The sequence below is a fragment of the Streptomyces sp. NPDC048270 genome (assembly GCF_040652335.1).
In the GTDB taxonomy this organism is placed as follows: Bacteria; Actinomycetota; Actinomycetes; order Streptomycetales; family Streptomycetaceae; genus Streptomyces.
On the sequence record NZ_JBEZLV010000072.1, the window covers coordinates 1 to 16,180 of the forward strand.

A 16,180-nucleotide genomic window follows, 5' to 3' on the forward strand; every position below is an offset into this window, starting at 1 on the left:
CGCAGGTCCTTCGCGATGACCGCGGTCTTCTCACCCGCCGCGAACCGCACGCCGGCCTGAAGCCGGATTCCCTCACGAAACGCCCGACGCTCAGCAATCAGGGCCCACCCTCCGGATAACGCATACCAACGGCATACCGCAGGGATCATGAACCGCACCACCCGACGACAACCCGAAAACCTCAACTGTCGGGCGTAGGTAATGTCGGCAGAGCTGGCCGGCTGGGCTGGACTGCAGAACAGGAGCCTACCGCTGGCGTCGGTGACGACCATGGCCTTCATGGCTGCTTGTTCTTGCCGGAGATGAACTCTCCCGCTCCTTGCGGCCTGCGGCGGGCCTGCGGAGCCGGATCTCGGTGCCGTCGATGATCCCGGTTTTCCCGCTCGCGCCGAGGTGGTCGATGACCTCGGCGAGGGTGCGGAGCCGGATGCCGGATGCCGGATGCGATGGTGCAGCCCTGGGCTGCGAGCAAGGGCCGCACCTCGCCGTTCGCCCGGGTGATCGTGGAGCGGTCAACGCCGAACCAGCAGGCCGGAACGTCGTGAGTGGCGCCGTGGCGAAAGTGGACGAGGGTGGCCAGGAGCCGGTCGATGAAGACCAGCCGATGCTTTGCACCCAGCGGCCCGCTGGCGTGGCCTGGGCTCCAGTCCCGCCTGGTGTCGTTTGTGCCATAACGGGCCTACCTGTGCGACGAGTTCGGCAATCACTTCGGCCGAGAGCCCTGTGATCTTCCGGTCGCTGATGATCGCTTCGCGAGCCCCGTTCCCCACCACACCAACATGATCAGGGATCAAGCCCCGGCGTAGCACCGCCAACCTGCACGAACTCGTACGACCCCAACCCCAACCGCGATGGGCTGCGCAAACGCCGGATCCTGCCCGTCATCTCCCGCAAAGGAGCTCCCAACATCAAGGGCGTGGGCAAACTCCGCTACATCGTCGAGCAGACCTTCGCCCTGCTCCACCAGTTCACCCGATGGGAACGCCCGCACCGAACTCCACGACGCGCTCGCCTCCCTCGCCTGCAGCCTCATCTGCTGGCGGCACCTCAACAACCCTCACTCATGATCGTATTACGAGCCTTTATGCTCGGAGGGGTCACGACCGTTGGATGCGAGCATGGCCCAGTCGTGCTACTCGGCAGCGTTGTAGGCGTCCCGGACGTCCTTGGGGACTCGGCCGCGGTCGTTTACCTGTAGGCCATTTGCCTTCGCCCAGGCCCTGATCTCGGCCGTGTCCCCGCTCGTCCTCGAAGCGTCGGAAGCGGTTGCCTTCACTCGGTTTACCCGACCTGCCCTGCGACCCACAGAAGTGAAAGGGGCAACTGCTTCCAGTAGCCTGTCGTAGCTGTCCGGAGCGAGGTCGATCTCGTATTCAATCCCGTCGAGGACTAGGATATGGGTCGCAGCTTCCTGGGTTTCTTCGCCCGTCAGGTCGTCAGTGTAGATGGTTACGATTTTCTGAGCCATGGAGGGATTGTATGGCAACTCAAGGACTTGTGAAACACTACTGGACGAACTGCGTGCGAGCGTTCGCGAGGTGATTTTGGGCGCGTATGAATGGCCACGTGGCATAGAACGGGATTCTTCAGGTGCGCCTGGAATTCCGTGATGCAGATGCCTTCCTTGTGGTCGGTGCCGACGCTGACCCATCCGGTGTTCGTGGCGACGTCGTAGATCCCGTACGAGATCGCCTTGCCCGGTCCCCTGCCGGTCCAGGAAGTCATGGGTCTTACTGGGCCGGAGCTCCCTTCGGCTCCCACTCGCGGCCCCCGTTCTTGTACTGGCCGAGCAGCTTCTTCTTGGTATCCACGCTGATCACCGGATCACTGACGCTCGAATATTCCCTGGCCCGGTCGTTGATGTAGCGAACTGGGCATCCTGGTCGGGATGTTGAGCGCCCTCGACGCGACATCGGCCTGCAGACTGAATCCCTCCTCCCGCGGCAGGTCGGCGGCAGTGAACCCGGGTCTGCTGCAGTTCCAGGTGGGGCAGGGAGGTGTAGCCGGCGTCGACCAGGTGCTCGGCGGGCAGCAGCCCGCGGCGGGCCAGGCGGGTATGGATGCCGGGCAGGACCTGGCTGTCGTGGGGGGTGGCCGCGGTGGTGACCACGTCCGTGATCACGTTGGGGCCGTCGGGAGCGCAGGTCTCGGTCAGATGGGCGGGAGAACCCCTTCCAGCTGATGATGTGCCCGTGGCGTGCGTGCGGGCCGAGGGGTCGTAGGGGGAAACGATGGACCGGGAAGAGGGTGGTGGTAGCCCTGGTCCGCCTTCCTTCTCGGCGCTGCGCCAGCGCAGGTGCCCAGCAGCGTCATGGTCGTAGTTCTGCACCATGATCTGGCGCAGGGCCTGAAGACGAGGACCGGACAAGCGGTCCGCTCCGTGCCGATAGAGGTGTTCCAGGAGCCGGACAGTGTCCTCGCCGGTGGCGAGGATCCGGGTCTTGGGCCTGGTGGGGTTCTTGCCCAGGCGGACCGGACGGCCGTAGCGGCGCCCCCAGTCCTCATCGACCAGCTCGTCCAGCAGATGAGGGGAGATGCCGGCGACTCTTCCAGTGCGGCGCGGACCGCCTCGGTGATCAGTTCCAGGCGGGTCAGGTCACGCACCGCGGCCAGGACATGCGTGGAATCAGTGCGCTGGGTGGTGCACTCGTGGACCAGGCCGGCCTCCTTGAGGCGGGCGAGCGCGAGGTCGAGGAGCCGGTCAGCACGGTCTCCTTCGGCGAGACGATTGCGGAAGTCGGCCAGCACGCTGTGGTGGAAGCCGGGGTCGTCCAGCTCCATGGCCATGGCGTACTTGAAGTCGATGCGGCAGCGGACCGCCTCGGCTGCCTGCCGGTCCGACAGGCCGAGCACGAACTGCAGCACACAGACAGTGGCCAGCTGAGCGGGCGAGAGACCCGGTCGACCGTCACGCGGGTACCAGTCGGCGAAGTCCTCGTCACGCCACAGTCCGTCCAGGCGGTCTCTCACCCACATCGCCGTGGTGCCGCCCGGGTTGCTCGTCCGAGCGATCTGCGCGGTCAGAAACGGGACTTGCTCACCGGAACGGGGCGGAGGGGCAACGGGCACCTCGACGACTGCTCGGGCTGATGGAACAGCCCAAGCATGACCGTTGATCATGCTGCCACACCGGAGAACTCCAAGATCCCCGACAGAGTCAAGCTAGTGCCTTGTCGCGGCTCCGGCCTCCGAAGTGACGGTCGCGGCAGGTCAGGGGCGGCGGGTGTAGGTGTACAGGTGGTCGATCTCGTGGAAGCCGGCCCGCTGGTGCAAGCCCCTGGCCGGGCCCCCACTGTGCTCGGGATCGTCGGCGGAGGTGTCGAGGAGGACGACGAGTTCGCGGACATCGCGGTCGGCGAGGTGGGACAGGCATCGTTCGAGGAGGACGTGTCCGGTCCCGCCGAGCCCGGGCGTGAGGGTGATCCATTCCAGGACCGCGGTCCCCTCGACGGGCCGACTGATCACTGTCTTGCCGAGCGGGGTACCGTTCTTCTCCCGCAGACGTACGTACCAGCCGTACGGGTCAGCACACTCGGTGATGTCGATGACCGCGTACGGCCTGGGCCGGAGCGTGTCGAGGCGGTGGTGGAAGTAGCTCCAGCTGTCCTGGCGGGAGAACCCTGCGGCTTCCAGCGCCGCCGCGCTGCCGCGGCGGTTTCGTACCGGCAGGCCCGCGAAGCCGATCGCGGTGGGCACCTTGAACGCGTGCACCGTTCGCCGCCCCGCCTGTTCCAGGATGTGCTCCACCAGCACCCCGGCGATCCTTTGGTCGTCCTCCACACCGTGCATCCACAGCAGCAGGCCCTCACCATCCTCCTCACGGACCGCCCAGCAGGAAACCCCCACGACCTCACCTGCGCCGTCAACGGCCACGTTCGTGTACAGCTCCCCCAGAGCGCCGACCGCTGGATCACCCAGACAGCCTTCCTCAAGGGCACGGCCAAGCATGGGTGCCGTCACCGCAGGCCGGCCGGGCAGCCGGTCGCCCGCGATCAGCTCCAGCACCCGCTCCCGGTCCTGCGGGGTATAGGACCGAACCGTCATGCTGGCCTCGTAGCCGACTGTCATCGTTGCCACTACCCGCTCCTCTTTCTCCCTGAAGACGTAGACCGGCCCAGCTTCGCCCACGAACCCGGGCACCGCCGCACGCCACACCCGCACCAAACCGCCGCCCGTCTGCACATCGAGGAGGCAGCCGGAACCACCGCCCGTGAGGGCGGCATACGCGAACACCTGCCGCCCTGGCCGGAGAGGTCACCAGGGCTGCGGCCGGTAGCAGACCGCCTGTGCCTGCAAGGCATCTTGTACGTGCTCTGCAACGGCATCGCCTGGCAATTTCTGCCGCCTGAGCTGGGATTCGGCTCAGGGCAGACCTGCTGGCGCAGACTGGAGCGTTGGCAGCAGGCCGGGGTCTTCGACCAGCTGCACCGGATCCTGCTCGCCGAACTGACCGCGGCCCGCCGCCTCGACTGGTCAGTGGGATGGTGATGCCGTGCTTCTCGAGCAATCGCCGGTTCTTGAGGAGGGTGCGGTGCATGGCGGTGCGGCTGGTGTCGAACAGGACGGCGAGGGGTTCCGCGGCCAGGGCGGCTCGCAGGTGGGAGCACGGTGGCCAGGACCTGTTCGGGGAAAGTCAACCCCCGGACGGTCGCGCCGCGCCGGGTAGGTGCAAAAACTCACCGCTCCCAAGGCGGCCTCGACGTCGCGGCAACCGCCAGGACGGCGTGGAGCCCCGACGCGTACGAGACCAGGTGTGTACGGGCCGGCAGGAGGCCGTGACCACCACGCCAGGGCGGCCATTGGCAGTTCTCCACCGAGCCCGGCTTGTGGCGGGAGCCGAGGCCGAGACGCCCGAGTTACTGCGCTGGAGTTTTCGAGGTGGCAGGTGCGTAGGCCTGAGAGCTCGCCGAGGTGGGCTGTCAGTGTTCTTCCGTTCGAAGTGGTTTCCTCCTTGTGTCGGCTGGTCCGGGTGAGTGTGGAGCTCTGCCTCCTGGCCGGTGCCTTCCGGGCAGGGCTCCGTATCTGGTTCTTCGGAACGGCGGGTGGAGTTGGGCAGCCAGAGCAACTAGGGCCTCGTGCAGGCCCAGGGCCCACGCTGCCAGGACATCCGGCGTTTCATCGACGTACCGCCAAGCCGTCGTGATCGAGATACCAGAACCGGTCGCAAGCTGCGGGAACGTCTCGTTCTTCCGCAGATGCGCCAGCGCGAGGAGGGATCCGGCAGTCAGCACGGCGGGCGACCTTGTCTGGGTCCTCCTTCGGCGAGGTGGGATCCCAGACCTCGGGGGGAAGCAGCCGCCAGTTGACGCATCGTCGGACACCAGGTGCAGCAACACACCCACATGGCAGTTGGTGCCCTTGGCCGTGGTGCCGGTGTACTGCCGAGAATCAGGCCGAGGCGTTGCTGGCCGCAGGCCGGGCCCAGACCCTGCGCGCCCGCATCGGCGAGGTCAGGCTGCGGGCTTCTCACCGTCGTCGGGAATGCTGACCAGCCAGCGGCTGTCCTGGCGCGGCCGCAGGTAGAGGGCCCAGTACAGGGTCGCCACAGTGGTGATCCCACCCGTCCACAGCAGGTACTGCGCCTCCTGCTGGATCAGTACGTACACGAACACACAGATCAGGATTACCGGGACGACTGGCCACAGCGGCATCCGCCATGCCGCCGTGTCGCGGTGCGCCCCGCGCCGGCAGTAGAGCGCGGCCACCGCGACCAGCAGGTACATGCCGGTCACCGAAACGCCCGTGACCCCGTACAGGGTGTCGAGGTTGACGAAGCACATCGCCGCACCCGGAACGCCGACGAGCAGGGTGGCCACCCACGGGGACCCGATCCGGCCGAGCCGTGACAGGGCGTGGTTGACCGGTTCCGGCCAGGCCTTGTCTCGGGCTGAGGCGAACAGTACGCGGGAGTTCTGGATGACCATTACGATGCCCGCGTTGACGATGGCGAGGGCCACGCAAAGGCTGACGAAGGTGCCGACGGCGGAGTTGGACCAGGCGGTGACCATTCCGTTGATGTCGCCGGAAGCTAGCGCGTCGAGGTCGGGGGCGCCCATGGTGATGGCGATGACTGGGACCAGGATGACGGCGGTGGAGATGGCGAGGGTGGCGAGTACGGTGCGCGGGACGTTGCGGCGTGGGTTCTCCAACTCCTCCGATAGGTAGACGGCGGTGGAGAAGCCCTGGGTGATGAACAGGGCGATGGCGAGACCGGAGACCACCATCATCGCGGTGACGGGCGAGGTGCCCCCGGTCGCGGTGGTCACCGCTCCGTGCACGAGGGCGTCGGCGCCCCGTTCGGTGTGTGCGAAGCCGAGTATGGCTACGAGCGCGGCGGCGATTACTTCGAGGACCAGGAAAATACCGGTGATCCAGGCGTTGGCCCGGAGGTCGAGCAGGCCGGCGAGTGTGGCGAGCAGCATCACGCCGGCGCCGGCTATTGGCGCCGGTATGTGCACTACCGGGGCGAGGTAGTCGGCGGTTCCCATGGCGATGACGGGTGGCACGATCATTACGACGAGTAGGGAGAGTACGAACACGAGCCAACCGGCGAGCCGGCCCGCCATGGTGGAGACCATCGCGTACTCGCCGCCGGCACTGGGGATGAGGGTACCCAGCTCCGAGTAGCAGAACGCGACTCCGACGCAGAGCAGCGAGCCGATGGCGATGGTGAGGGCTGCCCAGGTGCCGAGATCGGCGAAGAGATCGGGGACGACGACAAAGAGCGTCGAGGCGGGTGTAACACACGAGAGGGTGAGCAAGGTTCCGCCGACGACTCCGATGGAACGTTTGAGTTTCTGGGGGGCGGACCCCGTGGCGGGCGAGATGCCCTGGGGTGCGCTGATCGTGTCAGTCATCGGTGCGGTTCCGATCGGCAGATGCGTGATTGAGCTCGGGAGCGGAATCGCCTCCGGGGCGGTGGTGAACAGGCTGTTCGGTTACTTCCGGATGGTCATGCAATATCCGCGAGATCCGTAGGTCAAGGGCCCTTCATGTGCGGATTCCGTCGCAATCAGGGTGAGTTCGAGCGGTTGCAGCGTTTTTGGGCGTGTGGACGCTGAGCCAGTGGATTTGCGAAATCCGCACTGCGACCCTCCTGAATTTCCCGCCGCTCTGCCGCTCCGGGTGCCCGCTCGGCTCGCGGCACTCGGGAGGCCGCGGCTGTGGTGCTGACGTGGGCCCGGGTAGGACGGGATCGGACAACTGAGCCCTGCTGCCGAGAGAGGGTGTTGGGCCATCGCCTGCTCTTTGCGTGAGTCGGCCGCCAGCACGGGATGATCCGCGACGCGGACCGTCGGTGGGTAGTGAAGGGAAAGCTTCCGGAGGGCGGAGTAGTGAACTTAGACCCGCGCCGATCAGCAGCGGCTCTGTTCACGCCATGTCCATGTAGGCCACAGACCCGTCCCAGGTCGTGTAGTAGGCGCCGATCACGCCGACTCCCGACAGCATGCGCTGGCAGCGGGAGCAAGGACGGGCCATTGCGGCCTGCCCTACGGCATTGATGCGCGCCACGTATACGACGGTGCCCGCTGGATTGCGTACCCGCCGGACAGCGGCCTCCTCGGCGTGGAAGGTGGCATGCCGAAAGTCGACGAACGGTGCATTGCGGCGCCGGTTGCTCCTGGCCGCGAGAACGCGGGGGCCTGCGGCGATCACGGCACCCATGCGGTGCCGGCACTGTGATGCGGTCGCGGTCTTCAGGGCGAGTTCGATCAGGGAGCCCATGGGTCCTTCCAATGGGGAGAGGGCAGCCGGCCGAGACGGGTGTGCCAGCGGCCCGCGCCTCGCCGGAAGCATCCGCGGTGGCGCCCCCGGACTCAACTCCCCAGCCTGGTGACCCGCCCCACACCCGCGATAACCAGCAAGGTTGCATCGAACGTGCCGTTTCTCTGCCTGATGGGGCATGTACTACTTCGCGTAAGTCTGCTTTTTGAGGGGCTTTAGCTTGACTCTGTCGGGGGTCTTGGAGTTCCTCGGTTCGGCAGCGTGATCAACGGGCATGCTCGGGCTGTTCCAGTGACCGATGGAATCGTCGCGGTGCCCGTTGTCGCTCCGCCCCCGTTCCGGTGAGCAAGTCCCCTCTCTGACCACACAGATCGCGCGGGCGAGCAACCCGGGTGGCACCACGGCGATGTGGGTGAGAGACCGGCTGGACGGGCTGTGGCACGACGAGGACTTCGCCGACTGGTACCCCCGAGACGGGCGCCCGGGCCTCTCGCCTGCCCAGCTCGCCACGGTCTGTGTGCTGCAGTTCCTGCTCGGGCTTTCGGACCGGCAGGCCGCCGAGGCGGTCCGCTGCCGCATCGACTTCAAGTACGCCATGGCCATGGAGCTCGACGACCCCGGATACCACCACAGCGTGCAACCGTCATGACCACACCGGCCCTCCAAACCGCGTGACTCAACCTGTCACCCAAACCTGCATCAGACCCTTCCTCTATCTCGCAACAGTGCTGGACTGCTTCAGCCGCAAGATCGTCGGCTGGTCCATCGCCGACCACATGTGCACCACTCTGGTCGCCGACGCTCTGCTGATGGCCGCCGGCACCCGCGGCTCGCTGGACGGGGCGGTGTTCCACTCCGATCACGGAGCCCAATACGGATCAAGGGCCTACGCCAGCCTCTGCGACCAGCTTCAAAGTCACCCAGTCGATGGGCGCGGTCGGCACCAGCGCCGACAACGCCGCCTGCGAAAGCTTCCACGCCTCCCTGAAACGCGAAACCTTCCAAGGCGCCCACGACTAAGGCGACGCCATCACCTGCAGAAAGACGGTCTTTGCCTGGCTGACCCGCTACAACACCCGCCGCCGACACTCCGCCAACGGCTACCTCAGCCCCGACGAAGGGCCTTGACCCCGGATCCTGAACACACGAGACACTGGATCCTGAGGATCTGAGAACGGACATCTCGTGGTCATGAAGCACTACTCCGCCGGAGTTCACGGCTGACGCGGTCGCGCTGTACGAGTCGCGGTCGGGAGCGACGATCAGCTCGGTCGCCGCCGATCTGGGGGTCAATCCGGAGATTCTGCGGAACTGGGTACGGGCGGCCGGGGCGAGTCGGCCGCGGGGACGGCGTGCCGAGGGGCCGGTCGAGGCGGCCGCGCCGCTGGAGGTGGAGAACGCCGCGCTGCGGAAGAAGATCCGGGAGCTGGAGGAAGAACGCGAGATCCTTCGGAAAGCGGCGAAGTATTTCGCCGGGGAGACGCGCTGGTGAACCGCTTCCAGTTCGTCGCCGACCACCAGCACCGTCACGGCGTGAAGCGGCTGTGCGACATCCTGGGCCTCGCCCGTTCCAGCTTCTACTACTGGCGCCGCACTGCTGCGGACCGGGCAGGCCGGCACGCGGCCGACGCCCGCCTCGCCGACCGGATACGTGCCGTGCACCGGGAATCGGACGGCACCTACGGGGCCCCGCGGATCACCGCCGAGCTCCGTAAGAGCAGCGGTGAGTCTGTCAACCACAAGCGTGTCGCCAGGATCATGCGGGCGTCCGGAATCCCAGGGGCTCCGCCTGCGCCGCCGGCACCGCACCACCGTCCCCGACCCGGCCGCGGCCGCGGCCAAGGCACCGGACCTGATCGGCCGCGACTTCACCGCCGAACGCCCGAACACAAAGTACGTCGGCGACATCACCTACCTGCCCATCGACGGCGGGAGGTTCTGCTATCTCGCGACCGTGATCGACCTCGCCTCACGCCGCCTGGCCGGATGGGCGATTGTCGACCACATGCGCGCGGACCTCGTCACCGACGCCCTGGCGGCAGCGGTCCGGACCCGTGGCAGCCTCGCTGGATCGATCATGCACACCGACCACGGAGCCCAGTACACGAGCAGGGCATTCGCCGAAGCCTGCAGATCAGCAGGGGTGAGACGGAGCATGAGCGCGGTCGGGTCCAGCGCGGACAACGCTCTCGCGGAGTCCTTCAACGCGACCTGCAAGCGCGAAACGCTCCAAGGCCGAAAGAGCTGGCCCAACGAGCGCCAGGCCCGACTCGATGCCTTCCGATGGCTCAACCGCTACAACACCCGACGCCGGTACTCCCACCTCGGACACCGCAGCCCTATCACCTACGAAGCCGCACTCGAAGCACCACCAACTACGCTGGCATCAGCCGCATAACCCGTGTTCAGGTTTCGGAGTCAAGGCCCGATACGAACGCCGACACCACGCCGCTAAACTCACACTCGCCGCGTGACCAATAACCGCGTGCCAACCTTCATGGGGGAAGGCCCCACACCCACAGACCAGCCAACCAACCTGAACACACCCAGGTCAATGAACCAGCCCAGGCACTACATCAATGGCCCGTCATAGGAGCGAGGCCGCAACACCCGCGATAATGAGGGCGGCCAGTACCGAGACGGCGGATCTGCCAACACGCGACCGGTTGCGTTGCCAGGGCTAAAACAACCGTGGGGCGCGGCCCAAACGTGGTGTCCGAGCAGAACTTCTGGAGTACAGGGATGGGTTCAGGGATTCAGCCTTTAGTTGCTATCCCAGTTTGGTAAGCGGATGGAGATCTCCCTCATGACCCGGCGCCTGGCCCGGAAGGGCCTGCGCACTGGTCACTGAACGAAGAAAAACCGTCCTGCAGGCTGACTATCGCATGGCCGACGGTCACATACCCACGTGCTTCTTGAGTCCCTGAAAACCTCAAACGGTGTAATCAATTTTTTTCGTGGTCAGCTTTCCGAGCTCTACGACCACCTCATTTACTGCCTGAACATCAGACCCCTTATTGAATGTGACAGCAACCCGCCCTGAAGAACGCAGATTCCGATTCCTTATTCGCGACTTGACATCACCGTGGAAAACAGTGAGAACACCCATGCAAGCCACCCAGTACTTGTGCATGTCGTCGTAGTCGACCGATTCAGGAGTCGGCGCCCCCGCTTCATCGTAATTGACCACAAGAAGGCAGCGCCTCTTCCCGAGGTTGAACGACGGCTTCACGTACAGACGGAAGGGCCGAAACTCGCCCTGAGGTATAGAGTGCAACGCACTCTTGTTCCAATCCCGGAGACTGACAGGAACTCGATCAGTCAGCCCCTCCTTGTACTCGATCGGCCCATCGGCGATCGAAGCATACCCCCAGGCGACCGAAGCATCCCCCCAGGAGACACTCCGCCCCCCAGCCGCAGTAACATGTTCGCGAACGGCTGGGAAGAGATAATTCTCCGCATACGAATTTGCCAGAGAAGTGCAGAGCTGATCAATCCTGTTCGGGAACTCCAGGGACTCACGCCCTTTAAGATCCCCCCGGCAGTAGAAGATGAATTTAATGAACGTTTCGGGATAGAAATACTCTTCAGACGCCAGAATCCAGTTAGCAAAATTTACGGCATCAGGCTGACGCCAGTACGCCGATTCCCCCATTATCCGGACGATCTCGACACAGACTTGCGATGGGTTCAGGCAGTCGCGGAAACTTTCACAATTATGCATCAGGAGACGCTCCAGCTCCTCCTTCGCATCTGCGGCCACCTGCTGTTGCTCGAAAGTCAACATCGTTTCCTCTGAATCCCCAAAACTGGTTTATTCTCCATCATGCCCGACCCTGGGAGAAAATTAATTTCCGAAAAGGCAGCAGTAAGGGTAGACTCCGAGGCAACCCGGCTTAGAGCTCGTTACAGGATCTTGTTGAGATGTCCTGGTGGGGCGTGACCGGTGTGATGATTCGGCCGTTCGTGGTGGTGTGAGGACTCGGCCGTGGATCGTGGACGACGGCTTGTGGGCACTGATCGAGTCGCTGCTGTCGCCCTGGCCGGCGAGGTCGCCAGGGCCGCGGCCGGTGGCTGACCGGTTGTGTCTGCAGGGCATTTTGTACGTCCTGCACAACGACATCGCCTGGCAACTCCTGCCTGCTGAGCTGGGCTTCGGCTCTGGGCAAATCTGTTGGCGGCGCTTGGAGCGTTGGCAGCAGGCCGGAGTCTTCGACCAGTTGCACCGCATCCTGCTCGCCGAGCTGCACGCGGCCGGCCGCCTCGACTGGTCGAGGGCGTGCGTGGATGGCTCCCGCATCCGCGCAAAAAAAGGGGGGCGCCGACACCGGTCCGTCGCCGGTCGACCGGAGGAAGACAGGCAGCAAACACCCCCTGATCTGCGACGGGCGCGGCACCCCGCTCAAGGTCATCACCACCGAGGCGAACGTCAACGACGTCACCCAGACCCCCGCCCTAATCGACGGCATCCCGCCGGTTGCGGGCGGCCCCGGCCGGCCCCGCCGACGTCCCGAGTCCCTGCTCCAGGACAACGGCTACGACTCCAACCCCAACCGCGATGAACTGCGCAAACGCCGGATCCTGCCCGTCATCTCCCACAAAGAAGCCCCGAACACCAAGGGCAGGGGCAAGCCCCCCTACGTCGTCAAGCAGACCTTCGCCCTGCTCCACCAGCTCAAACGACTCGCCGTCCGCTGAGAACGCCGCACCGAACTCCACGACGCCCTCGTCTCCTCGCCTGCAGCCTCATCTACTGGCGACACCTCAACAAACCCGAATCATGATCGTGTTACGAGCTCTATGACAGATCGTTTCGTGTCTTGGCTACGTCATGGTGAATATGTCGATGTGCTTGAGGGGGTGAATCTGCTGAATCACGCTGTGCACGAGCTCGGGGTTGGAGCTTTTGCTGTAGATGGCGAGGGACCCGTAGTCGTTCAGGTCCATTCGCTTCAGACGTGAGGCGAGGCTTCCGTCACGGGGCTTGGAGACGTAGCCGTAGTGGACCGGCAGGTGAAGCACCCGCTCGACGTGCTCAGCGAGGCGGATCGCATCGCCGAAGCAGGCGAGCGACGGCATGCTGGTCCCCCCGGGGAATTCGATGATGCGGAAGGCGACATGCCCCGCACCGCCCGACTTCAGGCAACGGACCTTGTCACGGCCTTCCGTAGCGAATTCCTCGATGCGGCTGTACAGGTGGTCGACCTAGACCAGGTACTGGGCGAGGGGCGGTAGGAGCTCGCCGAGAGCTTCCACGTCGTCATGGGTCAGGGCCCAGGTCAAGGGCTGGGTATCGCCGGTCCAGGAGTCGAGGAAGTGGACCCCGTCCTTAGCCAGAGCCTCGTTGAGCACCTGCAGCACTTCATGGACGTCCCGATAGCGGAATAGGCCCTGTCGCTTCCACTCGACGATCTGCTCGATAATGTAGTTCTTTGCTAATCACTCGTCGCTTCTCCATTTCCCATACGTCGCAGGACGTCTCAGCCTAAACTACGGGTCCTGGCCGGTGGATGCGCGGCTGGGCAGACAGACGGGATGATTTTTATACGCGAGATGGGCGACCTGGCCGCAGAGCGGGGCTTGTTCCAGTGAGCTTGTTCAGGTGAGCCACTGAGTCTTTTCCAACCTGCTGTGCGCGTCGGCGCGTTGGCCCGCGGATGGTCTGCTGAGACGTCGGCCAGCCGTGAAAGTAGTGGTCAGAGTCCGTGCCAACTGAGCGTACCTCACTGGCTATAGGGAGCCGGGCAGCACGGATGGCAGGCTGGAAAAGCCTCAGCAATTGCCCTGAAGATTGACCGAACGGATATGGAGGCATTATCGCACAGTTGCTATAAACAGTCCACACAATCTAAAGAGGGGCTATAAAAATGATTTCAAGGCATGTATTGGTGGGGCACGGGGATATTCCCATCCATATCCCCGAACCGGGCGCCCCCGATATGAACATAGTGGCAATCCCGGAAGGGACTACTATTCAATTCTGGTCCGATTCAGGTCAAGCGTTGGACTACAATAACCATCAACTCGATGTCTTTCACACCTTCACACCTCAAATTGAACCCCTCGACAGCAGGCATGTCACCTACAACCTCCGCCTCGTGGCTGCTCGAGAGCTGTGGGGGCAGGAATTTCAAAATAACCCACAATTCGGAGGGCGTGAGATAATTCGCCCAGGCTTCAATGGAGTACCAGAAGAAATATACATGTGCACCGGAAGCCCTGACAGTTGCCCCACCCGCCCTGCGGACATCCAGAGGGGTATGAAGCACACCTGTGACGGAATACTCGGCCAACTATCGGGCGATCTGCACTGGTTGGCCTGCACTACTTTTCGTGGCGGCGATCCCGAGGTGACCGCTGCGCGAACCAATGAAGTATCTCGCAACGTGCTTCTAGGTGAACATCCAGACTGGATTCCCGATATGCGCGATGCAGAACGCATGGCAGAAAAAAATCACACAAACATAAAAAATGCCCGTAATGGCGCCACGCCTGAGTATGTCATATGTGAATTTGGGCTCCTCATCGGCGGTGGTCATGATTTGCTGCATCAAACTTATGTCGCCGGGCAGGGTGGGCGAACACATCGAGGAAGGGTTCGGATTGTTAAGGGTAGCAACTTCTCTGCCGGTAAGCTTAAATTCGATTCGGTTCCGCCAGAGCTGCAAGAGTACGTGAGGATTTCTGTTCGACGGTTCTCTCGCAAGACGGTTTACTTCGTTTGATAGACCGTGTCCTGCATGGTGAATTTGAGGAAGTTCGGCGCAACAGAGTGCCGCGGCCAGGCCGAGAAGGGCAACGTAGTTGCGAAGTGGCGGTCGGCAATCCACCCGCGTTCAGCGCCTGATCCATATTCCTGATTTCAAGGTCTTCGGGGCCGTACCCGGTAGTGGTGTCCGAGGGTTCCGGGCGGGCCCGGAGTGCAGCTGTTTGGGGGTTGTGGTAACCGTTGAGGCCGGTCGCGCAGCTGGACGCCGTGTTCTGCTCGACGGCTTGCCGTGCCAGGTCATGGCGGGCCCGTCGCTCGCGGCGCCGGGTGATGGTGGAGTTAAACGGGACACGGTCGGTGAGGTGACGTGTCCCGAGCGCGGGACGCCTGGCTTGCTGGCCTGAATAGGCGCTCGGACGCCGTCTACTGCTCGCGCCGGTGCGTCATGAGTGGACGTTAAGTCCGTTTCTGGTTGCGGCCTCACACAACCCGGACGAGGCCGCAACCAGAAACGGACTTAACGTCCGCTAAGAGCTCGTAACAGGATCTTGTTGAGATGTCCTGGTGGGGCGTGACCGGGGTGATGATTCGGCCGTTCGTGGTGGTGTGAGGACTCGGCCGTGGATCGTGGACGACGGCTTGTGGGCATCGAGTCGCTGCTGTCGCCCTGGCCGGCGAGGTCGCCAGGGCCGCGGCCGGTGGCAGACCGGCTGTGCCTGCAGGGCATCTTGTACGTCCTGCACAACGACATCGCCTGGCAACTCCTCCCTGCTGAGCTGGGCTTCGGCTCTGGGCAAATCTGTTGGCGGCGCCTGGAGCGGTGGCAGCAGGCCGAGTCTTCGACCAGTTGCACCGCATCCTGCTCGCGGAACTGAACGCGGCCGGCCGCCTCGACTGGTCGAGGGCGTGCGTGGATGGCTCCCACATCCGCGCGAAAAAAAGGGGGGGTCGCCGACACCGGTCCGTCGCCGGTCGACCGGAGGAAGACAGGCAGCAAACACCACCTGATCTGCGACGGACACGGCACCCCGCTCAAAGTCATCACCACCGAGGCCAAGTCAACGACGTCACCCAGACCCCCGCCCTAATCGACGGCATCCCACCGGTGGCAAGCCGCCCCGGCCAGCCCCGCCGACGTCCCGAGTCCCTGCTCCAGGACAACGGCTACGACTCCAACCCCAACCGCGATGAACTGCGCAAACGCCGGATCCTGCCCGTCATCTCCCACAAAGAAGCCCCGAACACCAAGGGCAGGGGCAAGCCCCCCTACGTCGTCAAGCAGACCTTCGCCCTGCTCCACCAGCTCAAACGCCTCGCCGTCCGCTGAGAACGCCGCACCGAACTCCACGACGCCCTCGTCTCCCTCGCCTGCAGCCTCATCTACTGGCGACACCTCAACAAGGCCCGATCATGAGCGTGTTACGAGCTCTAAAAGCGGCGTTAAAGCCTTCCGTAGCAGCGTTGTCCGCGCTGGATCCGACCGCGCCCATGCTCTGCCGGACCCCTGCTGACCTGCAGATTTCAGCGAAGGCCCTGCTCGTACATTGGGCGAGTTCAACCAGTCGGTGCAACCGGGCTGTTGCAGCGAGCGTAGTTGTTCCTCGAAGACTTCGGCGGGTGTCCGCCAGCCGAGGATCTTGCGAGGGCGGTTGTTGATCGCCATGGCGACGGCTTCGAGGTCTGTGGGCGACCAGCGTGAGAGATCAGTGCCCTTTGGGAAGTACTGACGCAGCAGCCCGTTCGTGT

The 16,180-nt window shown here is 64.2% G+C and carries 13 protein-coding genes and 9 pseudogenes; 8 read left to right on the top strand and 14 right to left on the bottom strand.

Features of this window, described 5'->3' with window-relative positions; genetic code table 11:
* From AB0D66_RS32775 to AB0D66_RS32800, 6 genes and pseudogenes are all read right to left on the bottom strand, one after another.
* Positions 1-281, bottom strand: a pseudogene (locus AB0D66_RS32775) (hypothetical protein); the annotation flags it as partial.
* Complete coding sequence (locus AB0D66_RS32780) at positions 278-619, bottom strand: transposase family protein (RefSeq protein WP_362310850.1); 342 nt, start codon at positions 617-619, stop codon at positions 278-280. The pseudogene AB0D66_RS32775 and the gene AB0D66_RS32780, both read right to left, overlap by 4 nt.
* A gap of 513 nt (positions 620-1,132) precedes the next feature.
* Positions 1,133-1,468 (bottom strand): Lsr2 family protein, encoded by a 336-nt coding sequence (locus AB0D66_RS32785; protein ID WP_362310840.1) that lies wholly within the window; start codon positions 1,466-1,468, stop codon positions 1,133-1,135.
* Positions 1,450-1,959, bottom strand: a pseudogene (locus AB0D66_RS32790) (hypothetical protein); the annotation flags it as partial. The pseudogene AB0D66_RS32790 and the gene AB0D66_RS32785, both read right to left, overlap by 19 nt.
* Before the next feature lie 192 nt (positions 1,960-2,151).
* Positions 2,152-3,120: a transposase gene (locus AB0D66_RS32795; RefSeq protein ID WP_362310841.1), complete on the bottom strand. Its 969-nt coding sequence runs from the start codon at positions 3,118-3,120 to the stop codon at positions 2,152-2,154.
* 90 nt (positions 3,121-3,210) lie between these two features.
* On the bottom strand, positions 3,211-4,233 hold the full coding sequence (locus AB0D66_RS32800) for a hypothetical protein (protein WP_362310852.1): 1,023 nt from the start codon (positions 4,231-4,233) through the stop codon (positions 3,211-3,213).
* A 39-nt stretch (positions 4,234-4,272) separates the two neighbouring features.
* Here AB0D66_RS32800 and AB0D66_RS32805 point away from each other — a divergent pair.
* A pseudogene (locus AB0D66_RS32805) lies at positions 4,273-4,476 on the top strand (transposase); the annotation flags it as partial.
* 590 nt (positions 4,477-5,066) lie between these two features.
* On the opposite strand, the pseudogene AB0D66_RS32810 reads toward AB0D66_RS32805, so the two are convergent.
* The 3 genes and pseudogenes from AB0D66_RS32810 to AB0D66_RS32820 form a co-directional block, all read right to left on the bottom strand.
* Positions 5,067-5,216 (bottom strand): annotated as a pseudogene (locus tag AB0D66_RS32810) (transposase family protein); the annotation flags it as partial.
* 234 nt (positions 5,217-5,450) lie between these two features.
* Positions 5,451-6,857 (bottom strand): APC family permease, encoded by a 1,407-nt coding sequence (locus AB0D66_RS32815; protein WP_362310842.1) that lies wholly within the window; start codon positions 6,855-6,857, stop codon positions 5,451-5,453.
* 514 nt (positions 6,858-7,371) lie between these two features.
* A complete protein-coding gene (locus AB0D66_RS32820) occupies positions 7,372-7,725 on the bottom strand; it encodes a hypothetical protein (RefSeq protein ID WP_362310843.1) in 354 nt (117 codons plus the stop codon).
* A 412-nt stretch (positions 7,726-8,137) separates the two neighbouring features.
* Between AB0D66_RS32820 and AB0D66_RS32825 the strand changes: the two genes are divergently transcribed.
* From AB0D66_RS32825 to AB0D66_RS32835, 3 genes and pseudogenes are all read left to right on the top strand, one after another.
* Positions 8,138-8,374, top strand: coding sequence for a transposase (locus AB0D66_RS32825; RefSeq protein ID WP_362310844.1), 237 nt, complete (start codon positions 8,138-8,140; stop codon positions 8,372-8,374).
* A gap of 61 nt (positions 8,375-8,435) precedes the next feature.
* Positions 8,436-8,853: pseudogene (locus tag AB0D66_RS32830) on the top strand (IS3 family transposase); the annotation flags it as partial.
* A 57-nt stretch (positions 8,854-8,910) separates the two neighbouring features.
* Positions 8,911-10,123, top strand: a pseudogene (locus tag AB0D66_RS32835) (IS3 family transposase).
* A 534-nt stretch (positions 10,124-10,657) separates the two neighbouring features.
* Here AB0D66_RS32835 and AB0D66_RS32840 read toward each other — a convergent pair.
* Positions 10,658-11,512, bottom strand: a complete 855-nt coding sequence (locus tag AB0D66_RS32840) for a hypothetical protein (protein ID WP_362310845.1) — start codon at positions 11,510-11,512, stop codon at positions 10,658-10,660.
* A 187-nt stretch (positions 11,513-11,699) separates the two neighbouring features.
* Here AB0D66_RS32840 and AB0D66_RS32845 point away from each other — a divergent pair.
* Positions 11,700-12,509 (top strand): annotated as a pseudogene (locus AB0D66_RS32845) (IS5 family transposase).
* Between the two features lie 40 nt (positions 12,510-12,549).
* Here the strand turns inward: AB0D66_RS32845 and AB0D66_RS32850 are convergent.
* Positions 12,550-12,804 (bottom strand): hypothetical protein, encoded by a 255-nt coding sequence (locus AB0D66_RS32850; RefSeq protein ID WP_362310846.1) that lies wholly within the window; start codon positions 12,802-12,804, stop codon positions 12,550-12,552.
* Positions 12,805-12,930: 126 nt separating this feature from the next.
* The gene (locus tag AB0D66_RS32855; RefSeq protein WP_362310847.1) at positions 12,931-13,077 is read right to left on the bottom strand and encodes a hypothetical protein; all 147 of its coding nucleotides are present in this window, start codon (positions 13,075-13,077) and stop codon (positions 12,931-12,933) included.
* Positions 13,078-13,592: 515 nt separating this feature from the next.
* On the opposite strand from AB0D66_RS32855, the gene AB0D66_RS32860 reads away from it, so the two are divergent.
* The 3 genes from AB0D66_RS32860 to AB0D66_RS32870 all read left to right on the top strand — a co-directional run bounded on the left by AB0D66_RS32860 (position 13,593) and on the right by AB0D66_RS32870 (position 15,761).
* A complete protein-coding gene (locus tag AB0D66_RS32860; protein WP_362310848.1) occupies positions 13,593-14,450 on the top strand; it encodes a hypothetical protein in 858 nt (285 codons plus the stop codon).
* Between the two features lie 682 nt (positions 14,451-15,132).
* Complete coding sequence (locus AB0D66_RS32865) at positions 15,133-15,309, top strand: transposase (RefSeq protein WP_362310849.1); 177 nt, start codon at positions 15,133-15,135, stop codon at positions 15,307-15,309.
* 35 nt (positions 15,310-15,344) lie between these two features.
* Entirely contained in the window at positions 15,345-15,761 is a 417-nt protein-coding gene (locus AB0D66_RS32870) for a transposase (RefSeq protein WP_362310851.1), read from the top strand.
* Between the two features lie 109 nt (positions 15,762-15,870).
* Here AB0D66_RS32870 and AB0D66_RS32875 read toward each other — a convergent pair.
* A pseudogene (locus tag AB0D66_RS32875) lies at positions 15,871-15,978 on the bottom strand (integrase); the annotation flags it as partial.
* A 32-nt stretch (positions 15,979-16,010) separates the two neighbouring features.
* Positions 16,011-16,180 (bottom strand): annotated as a pseudogene (locus AB0D66_RS32880) (IS30 family transposase); the annotation flags it as partial.

Coding starts and splice junctions, on each gene's coding strand:
- AB0D66_RS32785 (WP_362310840.1), bottom strand. CDS start 1,468: ATGGCTCAGAAAATCGTAACCATCTACACTGACGACCTGACGGGCGAA.
- AB0D66_RS32795 (WP_362310841.1), bottom strand. CDS start 3,120: ATGATCAACGGTCATGCTTGGGCTGTTCCATCAGCCCGAGCAGTCGTC.
- AB0D66_RS32815 (WP_362310842.1), bottom strand. CDS start 6,857: ATGACTGACACGATCAGCGCACCCCAGGGCATCTCGCCCGCCACGGGG.
- AB0D66_RS32820 (WP_362310843.1), bottom strand. CDS start 7,725: ATGGGCTCCCTGATCGAACTCGCCCTGAAGACCGCGACCGCATCACAG.
- AB0D66_RS32840 (WP_362310845.1), bottom strand. CDS start 11,512: ATGTTGACTTTCGAGCAACAGCAGGTGGCCGCAGATGCGAAGGAGGAG.
- AB0D66_RS32850 (WP_362310846.1), bottom strand. CDS start 12,804: ATGCCGTCGCTCGCCTGCTTCGGCGATGCGATCCGCCTCGCTGAGCAC.
- AB0D66_RS32860 (WP_362310848.1), top strand. CDS start 13,593: ATGATTTCAAGGCATGTATTGGTGGGGCACGGGGATATTCCCATCCAT.